Source organism: Salinivibrio sp. AR647, assembly GCF_001995415.1.
In the GTDB taxonomy this organism is placed as follows: domain Bacteria; phylum Pseudomonadota; class Gammaproteobacteria; order Enterobacterales; family Vibrionaceae; genus Salinivibrio; species Salinivibrio costicola.
Map to the genome: position 1 here is coordinate 201590 of NZ_MUFE01000005.1, position 19310 is coordinate 220899.

At 48.2% G+C, this 19310-nt stretch carries 13 protein-coding genes; 5 read left to right on the top strand and 8 right to left on the bottom strand.

Annotated features, from left to right (window positions below):
* Positions 1 to 5: 5 nt before the first annotated feature.
* From putP to BZG76_RS07735, 4 genes are all read right to left on the bottom strand, one after another.
* A complete protein-coding gene (gene putP, locus BZG76_RS07720; RefSeq protein WP_077460808.1) occupies positions 6 to 1502 on the bottom strand; it encodes a sodium/proline symporter PutP in 1497 nt (498 codons plus the stop codon).
* A gap of 47 nt (positions 1503 to 1549) precedes the next feature.
* The gene (locus BZG76_RS07725; RefSeq protein ID WP_077460809.1) at positions 1550 to 2260 is read right to left on the bottom strand and encodes an aldehyde dehydrogenase family protein; all 711 of its coding nucleotides are present in this window, start codon (positions 2258 to 2260) and stop codon (positions 1550 to 1552) included.
* A gap of 22 nt (positions 2261 to 2282) precedes the next feature.
* Positions 2283 to 5405, bottom strand: coding sequence for a bifunctional proline dehydrogenase/L-glutamate gamma-semialdehyde dehydrogenase PutA (putA, locus tag BZG76_RS07730; protein ID WP_077460810.1), 3123 nt, complete (start codon positions 5403 to 5405; stop codon positions 2283 to 2285).
* A 241-nt stretch (positions 5406 to 5646) separates the two neighbouring features.
* Complete coding sequence (locus BZG76_RS07735) at positions 5647 to 6420, bottom strand: helix-turn-helix transcriptional regulator (RefSeq protein ID WP_077460811.1); 774 nt, start codon at positions 6418 to 6420, stop codon at positions 5647 to 5649.
* 289 nt (positions 6421 to 6709) lie between these two features.
* On the opposite strand from BZG76_RS07735, the gene BZG76_RS07740 reads away from it, so the two are divergent.
* The 3 genes from BZG76_RS07740 (at position 6710) to BZG76_RS07750 (ending at position 10128) form a co-directional block, all read left to right on the top strand.
* Positions 6710 to 6895, top strand: coding sequence for a hypothetical protein (locus tag BZG76_RS07740; protein WP_077460812.1), 186 nt, complete (start codon positions 6710 to 6712; stop codon positions 6893 to 6895).
* Between the two features lie 164 nt (positions 6896 to 7059).
* Complete coding sequence (locus BZG76_RS07745; protein WP_077460813.1) at positions 7060 to 8913, top strand: SUMF1/EgtB/PvdO family nonheme iron enzyme; 1854 nt, start codon at positions 7060 to 7062, stop codon at positions 8911 to 8913.
* Positions 8914 to 9411: 498 nt separating this feature from the next.
* Positions 9412 to 10128 carry a helix-turn-helix transcriptional regulator gene (locus BZG76_RS07750; RefSeq protein ID WP_077460814.1) on the top strand — a complete coding sequence of 239 codons (717 nt, stop codon included), beginning with the start codon at positions 9412 to 9414 and terminating at the stop codon, positions 10126 to 10128.
* Between the two features lie 59 nt (positions 10129 to 10187).
* Here BZG76_RS07750 and pdxH read toward each other — a convergent pair whose 3' ends face one another.
* A complete protein-coding gene (gene pdxH, locus BZG76_RS07755; RefSeq protein ID WP_077460815.1) occupies positions 10188 to 10826 on the bottom strand; it encodes a pyridoxamine 5'-phosphate oxidase in 639 nt (212 codons plus the stop codon).
* A 388-nt stretch (positions 10827 to 11214) separates the two neighbouring features.
* Between pdxH and BZG76_RS07760 the strand changes: the two genes are divergently transcribed.
* Together BZG76_RS07760 and BZG76_RS07765 are read left to right on the top strand one after the other, a co-directional pair.
* Positions 11215 to 11880: a transglutaminase-like cysteine peptidase gene (locus BZG76_RS07760; RefSeq protein ID WP_077460816.1), complete on the top strand. Its 666-nt coding sequence runs from the start codon at positions 11215 to 11217 to the stop codon at positions 11878 to 11880.
* Between the two features lie 6 nt (positions 11881 to 11886).
* Complete coding sequence (locus BZG76_RS07765; RefSeq protein ID WP_077460817.1) at positions 11887 to 13818, top strand: bifunctional diguanylate cyclase/phosphodiesterase; 1932 nt, start codon at positions 11887 to 11889, stop codon at positions 13816 to 13818.
* A gap of 166 nt (positions 13819 to 13984) precedes the next feature.
* On the opposite strand, the gene BZG76_RS07770 is transcribed toward BZG76_RS07765, so the two are convergent.
* The 3 genes from BZG76_RS07770 to BZG76_RS07780 all read right to left on the bottom strand — a co-directional run bounded on the left by BZG76_RS07770 (position 13985) and on the right by BZG76_RS07780 (position 19303).
* Positions 13985 to 15649, bottom strand: a complete 1665-nt coding sequence (locus tag BZG76_RS07770) for a DUF342 domain-containing protein (protein WP_077460818.1) — start codon at positions 15647 to 15649, stop codon at positions 13985 to 13987.
* A gap of 540 nt (positions 15650 to 16189) precedes the next feature.
* Positions 16190 to 18229 carry a GNAT family N-acetyltransferase gene (locus tag BZG76_RS07775; protein ID WP_077460819.1) on the bottom strand — a complete coding sequence of 680 codons (2040 nt, stop codon included), beginning with the start codon at positions 18227 to 18229 and terminating at the stop codon, positions 16190 to 16192.
* A 102-nt stretch (positions 18230 to 18331) separates the two neighbouring features.
* On the bottom strand, positions 18332 to 19303 hold the full coding sequence (locus BZG76_RS07780) for a ParB/RepB/Spo0J family partition protein (protein ID WP_077460820.1): 972 nt from the start codon (positions 19301 to 19303) through the stop codon (positions 18332 to 18334).
* Positions 19304 to 19310: the final 7 nt, after the last annotated feature.

Below are 19310 nucleotides of genomic sequence, written 5' to 3' on the forward strand. Positions count from 1 at the left end.
TGCGTTTAAGGCATAGTCTTTAAGCTCTTTTCATATGATTCATATTGTTTAGTAACAGAATCAGTTGGCCCGCCCGTCAACTTACTTACGATAATGGCACTCAAGCCCGCAAACAAGAAGCCAGGGACGATTTCATACAACTCGAAGATACCGCCAGGTATTTGTTTCCAAACCACCACGGTAATCCCGCCCACAAGAATCGCAGCCAGCGCACCATTGCGGTTCATTTCACGCCAGAACAGGCTGAGCAACAAGGCAGGACCAAATGCGGCACCAAAGCCAGCCCAAGCATAAGACACCAGACCCAGAACAGAGCTATCAGGGTCCATGGCTAAGCCAAGCGCAATCGCAGACAGCAAGATAACCGCACCACGACCGACCATGACCACTTCTTGGGTCGATGCGTCCGGACGGAAAACTTGCTTGTAAAAATCTTCCGCGAGCGCAGACGACGATACCAATAGTTGAGAATCTGCTGTACTCATAATCGCCGCTAAAATTGCCGCCAACAGGATACCTGCAATTACTGGATGGAATGCCGCATTGACCAACAACATGAAGATTTTTTCACCGTCAGCCAGGGTGCCTGACATATCATTCTGCACGTACAAAATACCCACTAAACCGATCAAGACCGCACCGACCATGGATAATGCAGACCAACCCACTGCGATACGACGCGCCGTGGTAATGTCTTTATTGGAGCGAGTCGCTTGGAAACGCGCCAAGATATGTGGCTGGCCAAAGTAACCTAAGCCCCAGGCCGCCAAAGAGACGATACTGATCCAAGTGAGTGGCTCACCATCTACATCACGCCATAACGTCATCAGCTCAGGATTGATTGCGGCAACATCACGGCCCAATTTGAAAATGCTGCCGTCCATAATAACAAATGGCACGATCAACAAGGCCGCGGCCATCAACAGTCCTTGCACCAAGTCAGTCCAAGATACCGCCAAGAAGCCACCAAACAAGGTGTATGACACAACACAAATCGTGCCAATCACCACCGCGGTGGTGTAATCAAACCCGAATACCGTGGTGAACAGTTTACCCCCTGCAACCAAGCCTGAGCTGGTGTAGAAAAGGAAGAAAAGCAAAATGAAGAAAGCAGAGATGGTTTGCAGCAATTTTGATTTATCCTCAAAACGGCGAGCAAAAAATTCCGGTAACGTCAGCGCGTTATCTGCTTCAATACTGTAAGTCCGCAGGCGTTTGGCACAAATTAACCAGTTAAGATAAGTGCCCAACAACAAACCGCCCGCAAGCCAAAGTGATTCCATTCCCGCAGCGTAGGCATAGCCAGGAAGCCCAAGCAGCAACCACCCACTCATGTCTGATGCCCCTGCTGACAACGCAGCGGGCCATGGGCCTAACGACCGGCCACCGAGGAAATAATCTTCGGAGTTAGAAGTCCGTTTGTAGGCATACACACCAATGGCAAGCATCATGATGAGATATGCCAGAAAGGTTGCACTGATGGCATAGCTATTGTCTATCATATGTGTCCCTCAATTGCATGGCCCCAATTGGGGCCATGTCTGGAAAGTTAATGTTCACCACTACCGAGTTCCAGAAGCGTGGCATTACCACCTACAGCAGTGATATTTATGGTTCGGGTGCATTCGGTCACGAAACGCAACACATAGTCAGGGCTACCAATCACTGAATACTGCTCAGTGTCGGTTTCCGCAACCAGTGTCGCAATCACACCCTGTCGTTGTGCGAGCTGACGATTGACGTCTCGCACATGTTCTTTGGTTCCGGTCGTCGCTACGCCAATGACCTGCGGATGCTTAAATAGATCACTGCACACCTCAAAATCGACACGTACAGCAACTCTATCTGGACATCCAGCTTTAACAAGATCCGCCATGACCGCGTCGGCATTGTCCGCATGCGAACCTTCCACACTCACGACGACACAATTACCCGCCACCAACGCTGCCGCTAACTGACCACACAAAGCAACTGACGTCAGCGACGCATCACCTGTCATGGCGATAGTCCCTCTTCCTGCCGTATACAGCTCGTTCGTTTCACCGGTCGGGCCAGGCAATTCGTGTACCTTATCGAGCAAGCGATGAGCGTTCTCACACTGAAAACGAATCATCTTCGCTGCGTGGGCAAAGTCATCGCCGCGAGCGGCGACCGTGTCAGACCACCGTTGCAATAACGCAATGCGACCGGCGACAGTTTGATCATTCCAGTCTTCCCAAACCGCTTCACACTGCTCTAAAACGCTATTTAATTGATGCATGACGCTTCTCCTGATCCTGATATCAACCGACTTGTTGCACGTTTACTGATGCTTGCGTAAAGCGATACAGATAGTGTGGTCCACCCGCTTTAGGCCCAGTACCCGATAAGCCGCGACCGCCAAAGGGTTGAACGCCAACGACAGCGCCGACCTGATCACGGTTGACATAACAGTTACCTACCCGAGCACGATGCTCAATATGGGCGCAGGTCGTTTCATTGCGGCTATGCACCCCCATGGTTAAGCCAAAACCTGTTTGGTTGATATCATCAATCACCTTATCGAGCGCATCCGCGCGATAGCGAACAATATGTAGAATGGGACCAAAATGCTCCTCACTCAGTTGATCAATACTGCGGATTTCAAACGCCGTTGGTGGCACAAACGTTCCTTTATCACAATCTGCAGAGAGTGGAACTTGCGTGACCAACTTACCGCTGCGCTTCATCTGTTCTATGTGAGCAAGAAGCTTGTCTTTCGCCGTTTGATCAATCACTGGCCCCACATCGGTTGATAGCCGCTCTGGGCGTCCCACAGACAGCTCCGCCATCGCCCCTTTTATTAAGCCAATCACGCGGTCAGCAATGTCTTCTTGAATATAAAGCACACGCAATGCTGAACAGCGCTGACCCGCAGAGGCGAAAGCAGAACGCAATACATCGCGCACCACCTGCTCGGGCAATGCCGTACTGTCCACTAGCATTGCATTCTGCCCCCCGGTTTCCGCGATAACTGGCACAGGATCGGCATCGCGCTCTGCCAAGGTGCGGGTAATACGGTGTGCTGTTGGTGTGGATCCGGTAAATGCGACCCCTGCAATACGCGTATCCTCGGTGAGAGGCGCTCCCACCACAGGGCCACTGCCAGGTAATAGCTGAATCACCCCAGCAGGGATCCCAGTGTCTAACAGCAACTCAATCGCGCGATAAGCAATAATAGATGTCTGTTCGGCCGGCTTGGCCACGACAGTATTACCGGCCACAAGCGCCGCGCCAACTTGGCCGAGGAAAATCGCTAATGGGAAGTTCCAAGGGCTGATACATGTAAAGACACCGCGTCCTTGATAGGTCACCGATTGTGCTTGTCCATCGAAGCCTTGATAGGCCAGTGGCTCCGTTTGCAACGCTTTAGCCTGCTCGGGGTAATAACGTAAAAAATCGACGGCCTCTCGGACTTCATCAATGCTATCGTGGATAGTTTTACCCGCCTCACGATGACAGATCGCCACCAGCTCACCCAGATTTGCTTCTAGTTTATCAGCAAGGTCAAGTAAGTACTTACCACGCTGGCTAACCTCGGTATCTCGCCATGTCGGATAAGCCTGTGCCGCAATATCGAGGGCGTTATTCACCTGTTCAGCCGTTGCCCAATCAACGTGACCTACGGACTCATTACGATCATAGGGCGCGGTTATCTCGTGCGTATCGCCTTTCAAACGCTGACCGTTAACAATGGGGCCAGCCTGCCATTGGTACTCGCCCATGAAGGGAACAACACTGTCCTGGAAGGGTTGCCATTCTGATTCGATATCCGTCGCGACACCTTGCGAGTTTTTACGGGCGGGCCCAAAAATATCTTGCGGCATAGGAATGCGATCGTTGTGCAAGGTGTGATTAGCACACAAAGTATCAACCGGATCGGCAATCAAATCGTCAATCGGGCAACGGGCATCAACCAAACGATGTACAAACGAACTATTGGCACCGTTCTCTAACAAACGGCGAACCAGATAAGGCAACAAATCTTTATGGCTGCCGACTGGCGCATAAATACGCACGTCGGTGTTGAACAAGGCTTTGGCGTGATTGTAAAGCGCATCGCCCATGCCATGTAGGCGCTGGAACTCAAAGTCATTATGTGTCGCCATAGACGCAATCGCCGCAATCGTGTGGGCATTATGGCTGGCAAATTGCGGATAAATCAGACCGCGTATATGCTCGCTAAGTAGGAAGCGTGCACAGGCGAGGTAAGAAACGTCTGTCCCTTCTTTGCGGGTAAATACCGGATAACCGTGATGCCCAGTTTGCTGACACAGTTTAATTTCACTGTCCCAATAAGCGCCTTTTACTAACCGCATTGGGATCACATCACCTTGTTCTTTTGCTAAAGCCGCTAACCAAGTGATCACAGGTAGCGCGCGTTTAGAGTAGGCTTGCACCACTAAACCAAACTTACCCCAACCTTTCACCACAGGGTCGCGATATAGCTTTTCAAACAGCGCAAGCGAAAGCTCCAATCTATCCGCTTCTTCTGCATCAATGGTGATCGCAACATCTTTTTCACGCGCACGTTTCAGCAAAACCAGAACCGTCTCAAACATCTCTGTCATCATGCGATCTTGATTCGCCGCTTCATAACGTGGATGCAAGGCAGACAACTTGATTGAGACGGATGGTGACGGTCCTTGATAACTGGCTTTCGCCTCGCCGACGGACTCAATCGCCTGTAAGTAATCGTTGAGATAGGCTTTGGCATCATCTTGAGTTAATGCCGCTTCACCGAGCATGTCGAACGAGTACGTAAAGCCATTCGTGCGCGGGCCTTCGCCGTTTTTCTGCGCCTCATCAATGTCACGCCCAAGCACAAACTGATGACCCATGATTTTCATCGCTTGATGCATCGCTTGGCGAATCACAGGCTCTGACATTTTATTCACAAGGCGATTGATCACTGACGCCGGTTTGCCTTCGGTGCTCTCATCTAAGGTCACCACTTTACCTGTTAGCATTAATCCCCAGGTGGAAGCGTTGACAAACAAGGAATCAGAGTGGCGCAAATGTGCTTTCCAGTCAGCAACACTGAGTTTGTCACGAATAAGCGCATCAGCAGTATGCGCGTCGGGGACCCGCATCAGAGCTTCGGCAAGACACATCAACAGAATGCCTTCCCGTGTGTCTAAACTGTATTCCAACAACAGCGCATCAATCATTTGTACGGCTTTTTTATCAGCACGTACCCGCTCAATTAACTGAGTCGCTTGACGACGTGTTTGCTCTCGCTCATTTTCTGAAGCTTGCGCAAGCGGAATGAGTTCTTTCAGCCACTCACTTTCGTCAACACAATAAAGCGGAGAGATTTCAGACCAAATCTTCGCTAATGGGCGCTCGATAAACGAGGGCTGCATAGCATCGATGGCTTTAAACATAGCGGTATCCTCACTCACGTCCTCCCAAACTCGGGCAGGAAAATGTTACGTCATTGTTACTCTGCGATCGATTCTATGCGTGGTCTATCAGTAAGGTCTTACAAAAAACACCGGCATTATTGCAAAATCCTCCGATGATTAACAAATAAAGCCGCCGATCGCTATAGAGGCGTAACAAATGATCGGCAGCTGAGTCGATGTGGTGCAACGTAATGCTGAGTAAATTGCGATAATCTTTGGCTTAAGGTGTGCATTTAAACCTGGCGGGCGACAGACCAAAATAGCGTGAAAACGCATTAGTAAATCCACTTTGACTAGAAAAACCACAACTGTCTGCAATTTGAGCCATGGTCAGATCACTGTCTTTAATAAGCTGCTTTGCCAATGCAAAGCGTTTATCCAGTACATATTGATGCGGAGTGGTCCCGACTTGTTGTTTAAATAATTGATGAAACTGGCTTTCTGCCAAGAAAACACTGCCCGCTAATTGCGCAACTGTGATCTTACGGCTGATATGCTGATGAATATAGCGATCGATAATATCCATATTTAATCGATGGCCATCGCGACGAGGAGAGACATGATCCCGGAAGTGACGGTGCAACACACACATTAACGTATCGGCACAGGCACGACTGAGCAAAGGATCGGAGGGACTGGCAATCATCTCTGCCGATAATGCTTTGATCAGTATTTGTGCGTGAGTATCCAATTGAAAATAAGGCTCACGAGCAAATAAGCGCGCAATATTTTCATGCATTAACGCTTGCTCTGACCATTCTTGCGAAGGAAGGTTAATCACTAAAATTTCGTTTCGTCCCACGCCAGTAAAAGCATGTTCTTGAGATTCCGCGACCAAACAGCCCTGTCCTGGACCAATAAGACTTCCTCGTCCACCAACATCAAACTCCGTTTGCCCCTGCAGCCCAATGACCACTTGTTTGTAGTCATGACTGTGGTGCCGTGGCTGTCTGGGTAAGGCAATGACTTCTGAAACCTTCGGTGATGCAGCCATTATGCTCCTCCCTTATTCACGATCTTTGGCCCATCGTCTGTTAACCCTTCTTTATTCTGGCACGCTTTCTTCCCATTCGCGAATGCTTCTCTGTTCTCGGCTAACCATTGTTCTCGGCTAACTAATAGCTAAAACGACCAATCACATAGGATGTGGTTTCCATCATGGCAATTTTACGGAACTATGATCAAGTACCGCATTTTTTACGGCGAATGTCATTTTGACCTTGAAAATGCGAAGGATCCCTCATGTTTTTACGATTGATCATCGAAAAGGCAAGACTAACAAGATGAAAAAAGACGATATAAATCTAACTAAACAATTTAATATCAAGGCGTTAGTCAAGGTTCGATGGGGACAAGCCTCTCTTGATCATCGTTTCGCTGCGATCGCGGGCGATCAACCCCTTGATCATTCTTCCGATTTAATCCGTCATCATGCAATCTTATTTGAAGCATGGGACCGCTTAAGGTAATCTTCCATAAACCTAAAACCATGAGCACAGTTGCACCGATCACGTCGCAGAATGCTGACTGCCGTCAAATAATTAACACGGTTTGCGTGGCAACACGGGTTTCCGTGATAGTCTACTTTTTGGACATAGGTATTATTATTGCGACATGCGTAAGCAAGGGAACTATGACAACGAAATATTTAAAAGCGTTATGCTTAGCGCTCCCTCCCCTACTGCTAACCGAGTTGGCGTTCGCTGAAAACGCGTCTTCCGCTGATAATCTCGATCCGGTCAGTGAGTTGGTAGAGAAACTCCGTGATAAAGAAGATTCACTGGAGTCTCGAAACGATGAACTGGCTCTGCAGCAGGCGAAGTTGGATGACCTTCTGGTTAAGCGCGCGACGTTAGAAGATGAGCTGAGCAACCTGAAGCGCAAACGCAGCAATGCAAAAGCAGAGCTCGATGCAAAATTTCAGGATTTAATTGCCGATCCGAGCACAGATATTAGCCCGTATCAGCAGGCCTACCAACAAACATGGCAGAAGGTGAATGATCAGCAGCGCGAACAGGCTGCCAACGAAACCGCGATTATTGAGCAGAAAAAACATCTGGCAAAACTCGAGCGTGAGCAAGCATTGCTGGCAACGACGTTAGAAAACTTGCATGAAGCGATGCGCGAAGCCCGTGCAGAGCGTCTACGCAAAGAGCTAACGCAGAAAGACACCATTGAGGTTGTCCATAGCCTGACTTGTTCGCCAAACATGACACTGTCTTCCTGTGCAAATCAAGGCAAGACCTTGACCATGCAGAAAGCCATTCGAGAGTTCCGTGGTCAGGTAACCAACTTTGTTACCGAATCAGACGCTGTGAAACAAAATATTGATAACGTGGCGTTCAATATTCACGTGACCAACAGCGAGATCATGGACGCGGGCTTTACCGGCGGCACGGATTACACTACTCGGATAAAAGCAGAGCTGGTGAGTCGTCCGGATAAGACAGCCTCATGCCGTTTGCTTGATTTGGAAGACAGATACTGTGTTGAGACGACACAAGCACAGAAACAAGCACAGCGTAAGCAGCAGGCAAAACGTTGGGTAAACGTGACTGTCCGCTCTAACCGTTATGATGACAACGTAACCATCAACGATGTGACTTATGGCAGTACACCAGTCGAGCTGATGTTACCGGTTGGTAATCACGATCTGACGGTGACCAAACCCGGCTTTATTCCCTATGATCGAGAAATTTATCTAGGTAAAGATCAAGTGGTATGGGCCAAGCTTAGAGAGCAGCCAAACCAGCCGCCCAGTCCAGGCAAAAAGTTTACTGATCCCGTTGCAAAAAACCTGGAAGCACCGCAAATGGTCGTCATTGGCGCCGGTGAGTACAAAGTGGGCCCTGATGCGCGCGAAAACGTGGCAATTCAGCAATCATTCGCGATAGGCGCCACACCTGTCACCGTCGAGCAGTTTGATGCCTTTGTCACTGCGTCTGGGTATGTCACTGCCGCGGAACAAGGCAATGGCTGTAATACGCTGGTAAACGGTGAAATCAGTCAAAGTTTAGAATCAGATTGGCGTCAGCCAGGCTTTGATCAAGCGGCTGATTCGCCCGTTGTGTGTGTTAACCAAGACGACGCCAACGCCTATATTGATTGGCTCAGCCAGCAAACTGGGCAACATTATGCACTTCCTAACGACGTTGAATGGGAAGTCGCGGCACGCGGCGGCACAGAAAGTGACTATTGGTGGGGCAATGACATTGGCGTGGGAAATGCGAACACCGGTTGGAGCGGCACAGTCTGGTCTAACGATCGTACCTCCCCCGTGAAAAGTTTTCCGCCTAATCCATTCGGTGTTTATGACACCGCGGGTAACGTCTGGGAGTGGGTTGGCAGCGACACGCCGCTTGCACGTGGTGGCGCTTGGAACTTCTCTCCTCAGCGTTCACGTGCCTCTGAGCGTCTAGAGTTGGGTGAAAACACCAGTGCTAATTACCTTGGTTTTCGAGTTATCAGACACATTAAAACTCGCTAAATTAAGCATTCACCCACATATAAAACAAACGCCGCTAAAAAAGCGGCGTTTTTTATATCGGACGTTTCTTACTTACGCTTACTACGTTTACCCACCCAAAGTTAACTCGCCTATTACCGGCTCTGCCATCTTGCAGCATAACAATCTTGATATTAAGTTGCTTTATCCTGTGTCAATAGGTCAAAGCCCCCCTACCCAACGTCTAATCTTCTAGATATAGTAAAGTCTGTAAACGCAATTTGTCCCGATAGACGCGTTTGCAGTTCCTAACACTGTTAGGTGCAGTCAGATAAGGAGCTTATATCAACTACCCTCATGGTATGAGTGAATTATCTAGACAACCTCTTCTACACGTCGTACAGGATAACTCCCTTCGGGGAAATCTTGTCTTTGCCGGCTTTATGCCGGCTTTTTTTTATGCTCCAATAGCTTGTCGACTTTTCACTATCGACCCAGAATCGTTACTCTCAAAACAATAATAACGCGTCGGTAAGCTATATGAATCACCCGCTCTCTCCCTCCCCCGTGCCTCCAGCTTTGTCTATGCTTGAGCAGCTCCCCGGTTGTTGGGGCTGTAAAGACACGCATTCAGTGTTTGTTTATGCCAACACTGAATATTGCCGGCTCATCGGCCTCGAACAGCCACAAGACTGTATCGGTAAAACTGACTACGATATGCCTAGCCCTACCACACGGTTTGCGCGTCAATTTCAGGCACAGGATCATTACGTGATGGAAACGGGTAAGCGTCTTCGTGTACTCGACATTCATCCTTACGCGAACGGCCGCTGGTACGCGCACTTATTTACAAAAACGCCTTGGTATAATGACAAGGGCGAAGTATGCGGTGTGATGTTTTGTGGCCAAGAGCTGAGTGATACCGCTATTTTAGAAGTGGGTCACTGGATATGTCATGCGGTGACACATCCGGAAGAAGCGCAAACGGATCATCACCACCACCAATCACATATCCATCTCACTGCGCGTGAGCAGGAAGTTCTATTCCTTCATTTACACGGCAAAAAGCCGCAGAGCATTGCAAACACCTTATCCGTTTCCGTCAAAACCATCGAAAACCACTTTGCGCACTTGCGCGAGAAGTTCGAGGCTGACTCCAAAGCGGCGCTACTTGAACGCGCACTCGCGCAAGGGTTTGGATCTGCAATACCAGAAAGCCTGTTAACCCAACAGCTCTCTATCGTGCTTCGAGATTAATGACACAAAACGACAAACAAAGAGGCCAATATATCGCTATATTGGCCTCTTCCGCAGGTTTACGGTGCTAAGCGCTCAATGTCCCAGCTTTCATCTTTTTGCCGTTGATACAAGAATCGATCATGCAAACGATGCGCACCGCCTTGCCAAAACTCAATGCTCTTAGGTATCACACGATAACCGCCCCAAAAAGTGGGGACCGGCACTTCACCTTTCTCAAACTGCTTTTTCAGCTCTAAAAATTTTCCCTCTAGCGCCGATCGCGCAGACAATCGTTCACTCTGCTTACTCGCCCACGCCGCAATTTGGCTCTCCTTTGGACGAGACGTAAAATATTTAAAAACGTCTTTTTTACTCAAAGGCACGGCTTCACCCATAATGTGGACTTGCCGCTCGATAAAGTGCCAGGGAAAATGCAAACTAATTTGGCTATTTTCCTTGAGGTGTAGCGCTTTGCGACTGCCTAGATTGGTATAAAATACAAAGCCATCTTGGTTAAAATCTTTCAATAACACGATGCGTTGAAAAGGCTGCCCATGCTCATCAACAGTCGCAATCGTCATCGCGGTCGGATCGGGCACCTGAGTATCAATCGCTTGCTGCAGCCAGTGCTCAAACAGATCTATTGGCGTACTCGGCAAGTCGTCGCGACGCAATCCCCCTTTTGTATATTCTCGTCGAATATCGGACAAATCCATTGCTCTCTCCCATTCATTTACTTTCCACTATTTTGCGCAGGAAAACGCTGATTAACAAGTTGATTTTCATCTATACATGGCGCCTACCAGGCGACTTTTTATGGTTTAACCAAAGTCACCCTGTTCCTAGCAATACGGTGAAAAGTGACTCGCTCATCTAAACTTGAAGGTACCCACACTGATACGAGGAAAAGGCCATCGAGGCGCAGTATTTTCGACATTATTTTGATATCAGTAAGTTGCGTTTTTAGAAAGCCATCTTGCACTGCTATGACTCATGTTTAAGGTATGGCAAACTGAGTAGACCTTGGTCAAATTAAACTATGTTTGGACATAACGACGCATCAAGCGATGTCACTAAGTCCTTAGAAGAGAGAGACAATCAGTAATGAAGCGATGGCACATCATTGTCCTGATCCTGTTTATCTCATTTGGGACGGTTGGACTGACGACAAAGGAAGCACGCTGGGTCGATAAAGTCGCTAACTTTTACGGTGATCGTGCAGGTAAACGCGTTACCGCATGGCGGAATATGGTCGAAAATAGTCAAGATGTATCAGAGCTCGATAAGCTCGACCGCGTCAATGATTTTTTCAACCAACTGTATTTTGTTGATGATATCGACTTGTGGGGCCAAAAAGACTACTGGGCAACGCCGCTTGAATTTCTTGGTGCTGCTGCTGGCGATTGTGAAGATTTTAGTATCGCTAAGTATTTTTCGCTACGAGAATTAGGAATCGATGATAAAAAGTTGCGGCTTGTTTACGTCAAAGCCATCCGCCTTGACCAATTCCATATGGTCGTCGCTTATTACCCAACCCCTTCTTCCGAGCCGGTGCTATTAGACAACTTAGATCCAGAGATTAAACGCGCGTCATTACGCCGCGATCTGTTACCTATCTATAGTTTTAATGGTAGCCGATTATGGTTAATGAAAGAGCGTGGACAAGGTGAACTAGCGGGCAACGCCTCAAGGCTTGGCCTTTGGAATGATTTGCGCACTCGTGTCGAGTCGCTAGAAATGCAAAAACCGATTAGACAATACGATAGGTAAACACCGATGACGTTATTCAATCAAATATTTACGTGGATGCTGGTGATTTTCTTCTGCATAGTGCTGGGCGTCTTCGGTATAGAACTCAACACCACGCGGAATTTTTTACTCAGTCAACAAACCTCTGATGTCAACAATACCGTGAACTCAATGGGGCTAGCGCTCGCACCCTACCTTGAATCGGATGATAAGGTGGCAGCCGAATCAGTGATAAACGCTTTTTTTGATGGAGGATTCTATCGTGAAGTTAATCTTACCTTGTTGTCTGATAACAGTGAGATTACGCGAGAATATCCTGTCCAAATCCAAGGTGTGCCGCAGTGGTTTATCAATCTAGATATTTTCCCCGTCATCACTGAAAAGCAAACCATCACCAGCGGCTGGATGCAACTTGCTGAAGTAGAAGTCGTTGCCCATCCTGGCTACGCCTATAAACAACTATGGAAGTCCTTTGTTCAACTCGGCACAATCATGGCAATCATCTTTGTTATTGCTTCATTAATAATCGGCTGGCAACTGCAACGATCCCTAAAACCGCTTGCTCGTATTACCGCAAAAGCAGGCGAGATTGCAAAAAACAAATTTGGCGATCCCATTCCGCTGCCACCAACGACCGATCTCAAAACGGTCGTTAATGCGATCAATGTCATGACAGACCAACTTAAGCGTTATTTTGAACAACAAGCAAACGAGGCAGACCGCCTGCGAAAAGCCGCTTATCGTGACCCAGTCTCAGGCCTTGGAAACCGTAGCTTTTATGTCGCTCAACTTAATTCTTGGTTAACAGAGTCTGGCATTGGTGGAATGGCGCTCATCAAAGTAGACCTTATCAGCGACGCATATGAAAACCAGGGGTTTGAAGCCGGCGATCTTGTCGTAGAGCAGTTCGCCAACCACTTAACAACCACCATTATCAGCGACGATAACATGACAGCGGCAAGGTTGAGCAAAGACGAGTTTGTCGTATTGGCACCCAACACCGATTCTGAGGATTTGCTTGTATTAGGCGAACGCGTCATTGCCATAGTCGTCGACATGCAAGCGGATCCATCAGAGCTGATACAACCCAAGGTTGCTGTCGGGTTAGCGGTCAATGGCGGCGGCAACCAAAAGGCCAGTGTATTGCTGTCACAAGCTGACAACGCACTCTCACAGGCACGAAATACGCCTGAGCACCCTTTGACCTTAATCGACCATTCTATTGGTGATGCGGCGATGGGCAAACAGCAATGGAAAGCACTGCTTCATGAGGCCGTCGCGAAAGAACTCTTTGTGTTCAAATATCAGTCAGCCACTGACAGTCAGTCCAACCGCCTCCATCAGGAAGTGTTCTCAGCAATTGAAAAAGATGGCAACTATTATGGCGCCGGTCATTTCTTAGGGGCGGTAGAACAACTTCAAATGGGCGAGATTCTAGATAAACACGTCGTTTCACATGTGCTTAAAACTCTAGACCAAGATCCAAGTGTTGGCCCTCTCGCCGTGAACTTGACCTTGAGTAGTATAACCAACGCATCCTTTATTCGCTGGCTGGGAACAATCTTGAATCAACACCGTAGACTTTCCGGCCAACTACTTTTTGAAATTCCAGAGGGGGCATTTGTTCGCTATACCGATCATACCGGTCTGCTCACGGATCAAATTCGCCAAGCCGGCTTCCAATTCGGGGTCGATAATTACGGTCGTAATTTTCAATCGCTTGATTATCTGCAACGCTTTAAGCCCGATTACGTTAAAATTGATTTCGCGTATACAAGCCATATTGAGGACGATGCGCAAGACAATGTGCTGGCCTCCATTTGTCGTACAGCGCACAATCTAAATATCACGACCATTGCCACACGGGTTGAGACAGAAGCGCAGCTCGCTCATCTTTCTGAACTGTTCGTTAATGGCTTCCAAGGGTATATCTTCAGTAATACGGACAAAGAGAACTAAAGGGTTAGACGCATGCGAAGCGTTCAAATCAAAAATCGCGTTACCTCAGTAACGCGATTTTTTTGTGCAACGATACGTCGCCGAAGATAAAACATTTACACTGTAAATTGGGGTTACACCGTCGTTGGGTTTACACTGTAAATTGCGTTTACACTGTAAATCAACGCTAGCTATTTTGCTGGTAGGGTTTCAGCTCTATCGCTGCATTATCATAAAACAAAACCGAAGGGCCATGCTCAGAGTTTATACTGTGTTTTTCTTCTCCAATGGTGCAGTGTACACGATTTAGCAGTGATTTAGTGGCGGTGATACTGGCTGCACGATAGGACGCTTCTATCGTGGTATCTGTTTCCTCTATCGCCTTCTCAATTTCATCAAGCGCTTCAAATAAGTTATCTCTTGTTGAGGTAATGCGCTCGACCATCGCCGCATCACGTTTGGCGGGTGGTAACGCTTCTAGCTTCGCTTCCGCCGCTTTTACTTTATCGAGTTGCGCCGTTTTATCTTCCCAATCTTTATTCAGTTCAACCATTTGCCGCTTGAGAAGAGGTAACCTCGGAAAACAATGGATATAGGTATGTGCCCCCGCACTGGCCCCCACAATGACCGCCTGAAGCTTTTCACCGACTTCATGTTTCCCACCTGCCAGTGTACCTTTACGCTTCGTGGTGTCACTTATCGTAAGCGACTGCCCCACTTGCGTATTACAATGCATCGCATGCAAGGTCAGCTCGACGTTTTTGTTTGCGCACAAGGTCGCGTATTGAGCAAATTTCGCCACTATGTTGCCATCAGCCACTAAGATGCAGTTGATGTCTGAGTCCGCAGCAACTTGTCGACCAATAATACCGTTCTGAACAATAATATCAGCTCCCGCGGTAATCGTGGCAGACTCAACCACACCGCCGACTGTCACCGTCCCCGACGCTGTCACTTTCATGCCGACTTCAACATCGCCTTTAATGACGACGCTGCCTTCAAAATTGACATGACCGGTGCCTACATCGACAACATCTAAACTCAGCGCATCGTCAACTGCAACGCCGTCATTTTGCAAACGCGGGATACCTGCCATGGTCGCAATAAGAATATTAGGATCTTTATTACTGAATGCGCTGCCCTCGTGGGCCGCTAATGTCATCGGTTTACCTGATGACGTTGAGAGCACTGAACCGGTTACGGTAAAGCCTTCATAGCCTGCCGTTTCGGGCACGAGTTTTGCGAGAGGTTGACCTTGCTTCACCATGACCATTTCACCGAGGTCGCGCATGTCTACCGTCCCATCTTCTCGCTCTCTTGGACGACGGACGCGATCGGCGGGGTCTTCTATTAAGTAGACAATGTGCGCATCTTCTCCTGCCACTGGCTGTCGGCCAAAGGCTACGGGCACATCCAGATATTCACCGGGTTTTAATCGTCCAGAAGCAGACAACAGTTTTTGTAAGGTTGGTTTTTTGATACCACGAACAATATTTGCTTCACGCAGTGTCGACAGAATATCATCACCTTTAAGACCTCGCCCACCACACGCCCCATTAACGATAAGATAGGCCGTCATCTTATCATCTGCGATACGGGCTTCTATTGTGGCATCGCGTCGCTCGGCGATAATAAAGTCTTCTGACTCGCTATCATCGTTGGACGTATTCAGCTTGGTTAAAGCCGACTCTATCGTATCGTCGAAACAAAAGAAGGCGTCGGCCTGGTGATGCACCAACCAATCCTTAATTTGTTTTTTCTCTATCGGTTGATCACTCGTGTGCTGAGTATTACCGGCCGATAAATACACACGTTGCCCATCCTGAGAAACTCGGAGGATATCGTCTAGCATGTCGCTCCCTGCCAAAAACGCCTTACGGCTTTATCGATATGATGATCCAACCGTATGACATTGTTTTCGTCTCGTCATAAAACGAAACGCCACGCCTCACCACAACCTTAACAACGATTAGGTTAGCCTACGTCGTAGATCGCTGAGGGCAAATGTCTCATTTGTAATAAATTATACAGGTTTAGTCATTTTGGGAGCAGGATCTCTAGTAAAAACGTGAGCACGATAGGATTTATTTGATCACTACTTAGTAAGTTTCTCAGTTTCTATGATGGACGATTTACACTGTAAATCTCATCCGAGCCTCGTTTCATTGGCGGCTATGTTTGCATTTAGCGCGGCATTTACATGGAGCACTGCATTTACATGGAATGTGGTATTTACGTGGAGCGTGGTATTTGTAGTGAAAGCTATGTTGGCATTAACAGGTATGTTTCTATTAACAGCCTTATGTGAATTTACAGTGTAAATTGATACGTTTGACACTTCCTTATCTTTACACTGTAAATTGAACCAATAGCTCTATCAAAACGGCCTGACTCACTCACTGACGTCATGGCGCATAACATAGTCACGGATCATCGCTTCAGCTTGTTTTTTACCCGTCAGTCCGTACCGCGCACATACCGTAGACCACGAATGGCCAAGAATAATCCGACTGATCAATACATAGAGCGCATTATCGTCTGGATGCGAAGGTAAGGCTTTAACGTGCTGACGTAACCACATTTGTAGGCTTGCCAATGACGCATCAACGCCAACGCCCCCGGCAATAAATCCTTTAATCTGTTGGTCTATACAGCCTGCCAGTGGCTTATCAGATAAGAAGCACATCATAGCGCCAACAATATCAACCTCCATGGCCTGATGAGTTGTCATCCATTGAATTGGTAAGCTATGACGAAACAAGGCGACACCGTCTTGCAACCACGCTAGCCGTTTGATTGGCTTTACCATTTGTAAAGAATAACAACCACTGGCTTGATCGCGCTTCAAGCCAAGTTTTATTGGTTCAAACCCCTGCTTCAACCAGAATCGACTAAGACGAGCCGTCGCACCAAAACTCACCCCGAGACACGACATCTCAAGCTTGCTTGCCTCCTGAGCCACAGCAGTAATAAGCTGCTGACCTAACCCTTGATATCGGTAAGATTCGGCTACCGCGATTCGTTCAACTCGCCAAAGGCTCTGGTGCAAAATCGCTGGATCGCCGAGATGGGCAGCGAGCGACTGGCTGAGAAGATGGCCTTTAAGGCGACGTTGCCCCGCAACTACCGCCCGGCTCAAGTCGGCACTAAGACGGCATTCCTCATTGATCACACACGCAGAGACCAACTCGCCCGCGACGCTTCCCACCCAAACAATGATTGAATCGTCATCAAGTAACCGTGCTAAATCATTCGGCGACGTTTGATAATGCGCAGCCAGCAACAAAGCAAATAAAGAACGCAGTAAGGCTTCATCACTCAATAGCTGTGCGGGAGATAAACGCTGAACGACGATATTATCCAACTTAACGGGTTGGCTTTGGTCGTCACTGATCAGCAACTCAGGCGGATCGACATCGAGCAAGAATAATGCATTTAGCGCACGTTCAACCGGATCGTTATCCGCCCATCGCATTGGCGCAGTTAGTCTCAATGGTCGCCATTGTGGTTGCTCTGCATCCAGTAATTGTTTCAGCCTTATCGTAAAAGCACGTCCGGTTCCTTCATAACCATGCTCTGTGGTTGCAATGGCCACGCGACTATATTGATGTAAGCATTGGCTCAACATCGGCAATGGGATTGCCGCCGCTTCATCAATCAAAAGAAGGTCCGCCAACGGCGTTTCTTGTAACAAGGTATCGGGGGCAATATAGCGGATATCGCTGCCTTGATAATCAATTACCTGACCTTGGGTATTCATACCCAAACTTGACTTAATATGACTAAATAAGGTTGCGGCATGCGCGGGCGTCGGTGCGCTGACCAAAATTTTTCGTGGTTTGTTCATGACTAACTGTGCCACTGCGATTCCCAACGCTGCCGATTTTCCACGACCACGATCGGCCGTTAACAACAAGGGACGACGCCGGTGACCCGTGGCCACTTTCTTGACCGCCTCAATCGCATTCTCTTGTCTCACCTCATGTTGGCCAGGCAAAGGCAACACCTCCGCGGGCCTGCGCACCTGATGACGTAGAAAGAAGGCGACCGATTCATTAAGCTCTAGCTGTTTGACTAAACGCCGCACAGAAGGCGGCAATGCCTCCTTTGGCGCCGCTAGTCGTAAAAGAATTAATGATCCCGCCCGACAGCAGCCTGCAATAGCGCAAAACGCTTCGGCATTAAAATCGGCGCCCACCTCAACCACGATATGCCCGCACTCTTGCCCCAGCTTTTGACGCGCTTGACGCCAACTTAATCCTTCATCAGCATGACCGATAACCAGCGGGGTAGCTGCCTCGTCAAAGGCTGCCACGATAAAATCGAGAGGATAATCGATACACACCAATTGTCGATGAGCACGCAATGTGGCGGAATGAATTAAATCTGCAAAAAACTGTTGCAGAGTTGATGAGGTCGTTGATGTCCCCATAGGACGCGTTCCGTTTTGTCGATTTAGCAGATAAAGAAGATGATACCATGCAAAAAAAAACGACACGCAAAGGCGTGCCGTTTTTTATTCGATTTGAACGCGTTAACCGTTAAAGTGTTCCTTTATCAGCGCCAAGATCTGCTCAGCATCTTGATCACTCACTTTTTTCAAATTGATACTCAAATTATTGCCTTTACGACGATAAGACGCGCGTCCTTCTAACAAGGTTTGAGCTTGTTCTTTTTCACTCGGCTGCGGCGCCACAAGCTCATCTTTATATTGCTCAATTCGCTGGGTCACTTCTCGCGTAATGCGTGTCACGCCTTGGGCATCAACTTGTTGCCATAACGGTGTCTCACCTAGCATGGCCACCAACTGCGCTTGCGATTGGCTATCAAGGCTAAAATACAAACGGTGGAGTTTGACGATAGTCGGGCGCCCCAATTCAGAGACACTGGGATAAGCTTGCAAAAGTGGCAAGGGCAGGGCAGCTGCCTTTAATGCACCACTGACTAATGCTTCACTACACTGACATGCGCTCGCCAGTGCCTTTTGATCACTGACGTCACCGCTGTCTAACATGGCTTGCATTTCTTTACCGCGTTCATACAAGGATAAAGGTTTGTGCGCATTCGCGACATCCGACAAAAACTTAGCATGACGCGTGCTGATCCCTTTTGCGACGTATACCAGAAAGTCCTGCTCTGCAATAATACAAGACATACGGCGCCTGCTGCCATCGAGGACCTCGATACGACCGTCATCAAGCCACCGCCCAACAGCCGGGTATTGTTGTCCGTGCTCTTTTAAGGTGGTCAGAATATCTGATAATGCCAATTCGTTAAGAAACGACTGCTCACGCGCATTTTTATCAAATACTGTTGTTTTATCTCGGATCGTTAACGCTGGGACTTTAACAAGTTCAAACTCGACGGTACGCTCACCCGCCACAGCTAACTCGATCACTGCCGCTCTCTCGCTCGCCGCGCTCTGCGCTTCTTGTGATGTTGTTGCTCGGCGTTTATCCGCCTTTGCAAACAAGCGCGCATTTAAATCAGAGGTTTTAATTGCCATTTTTCTT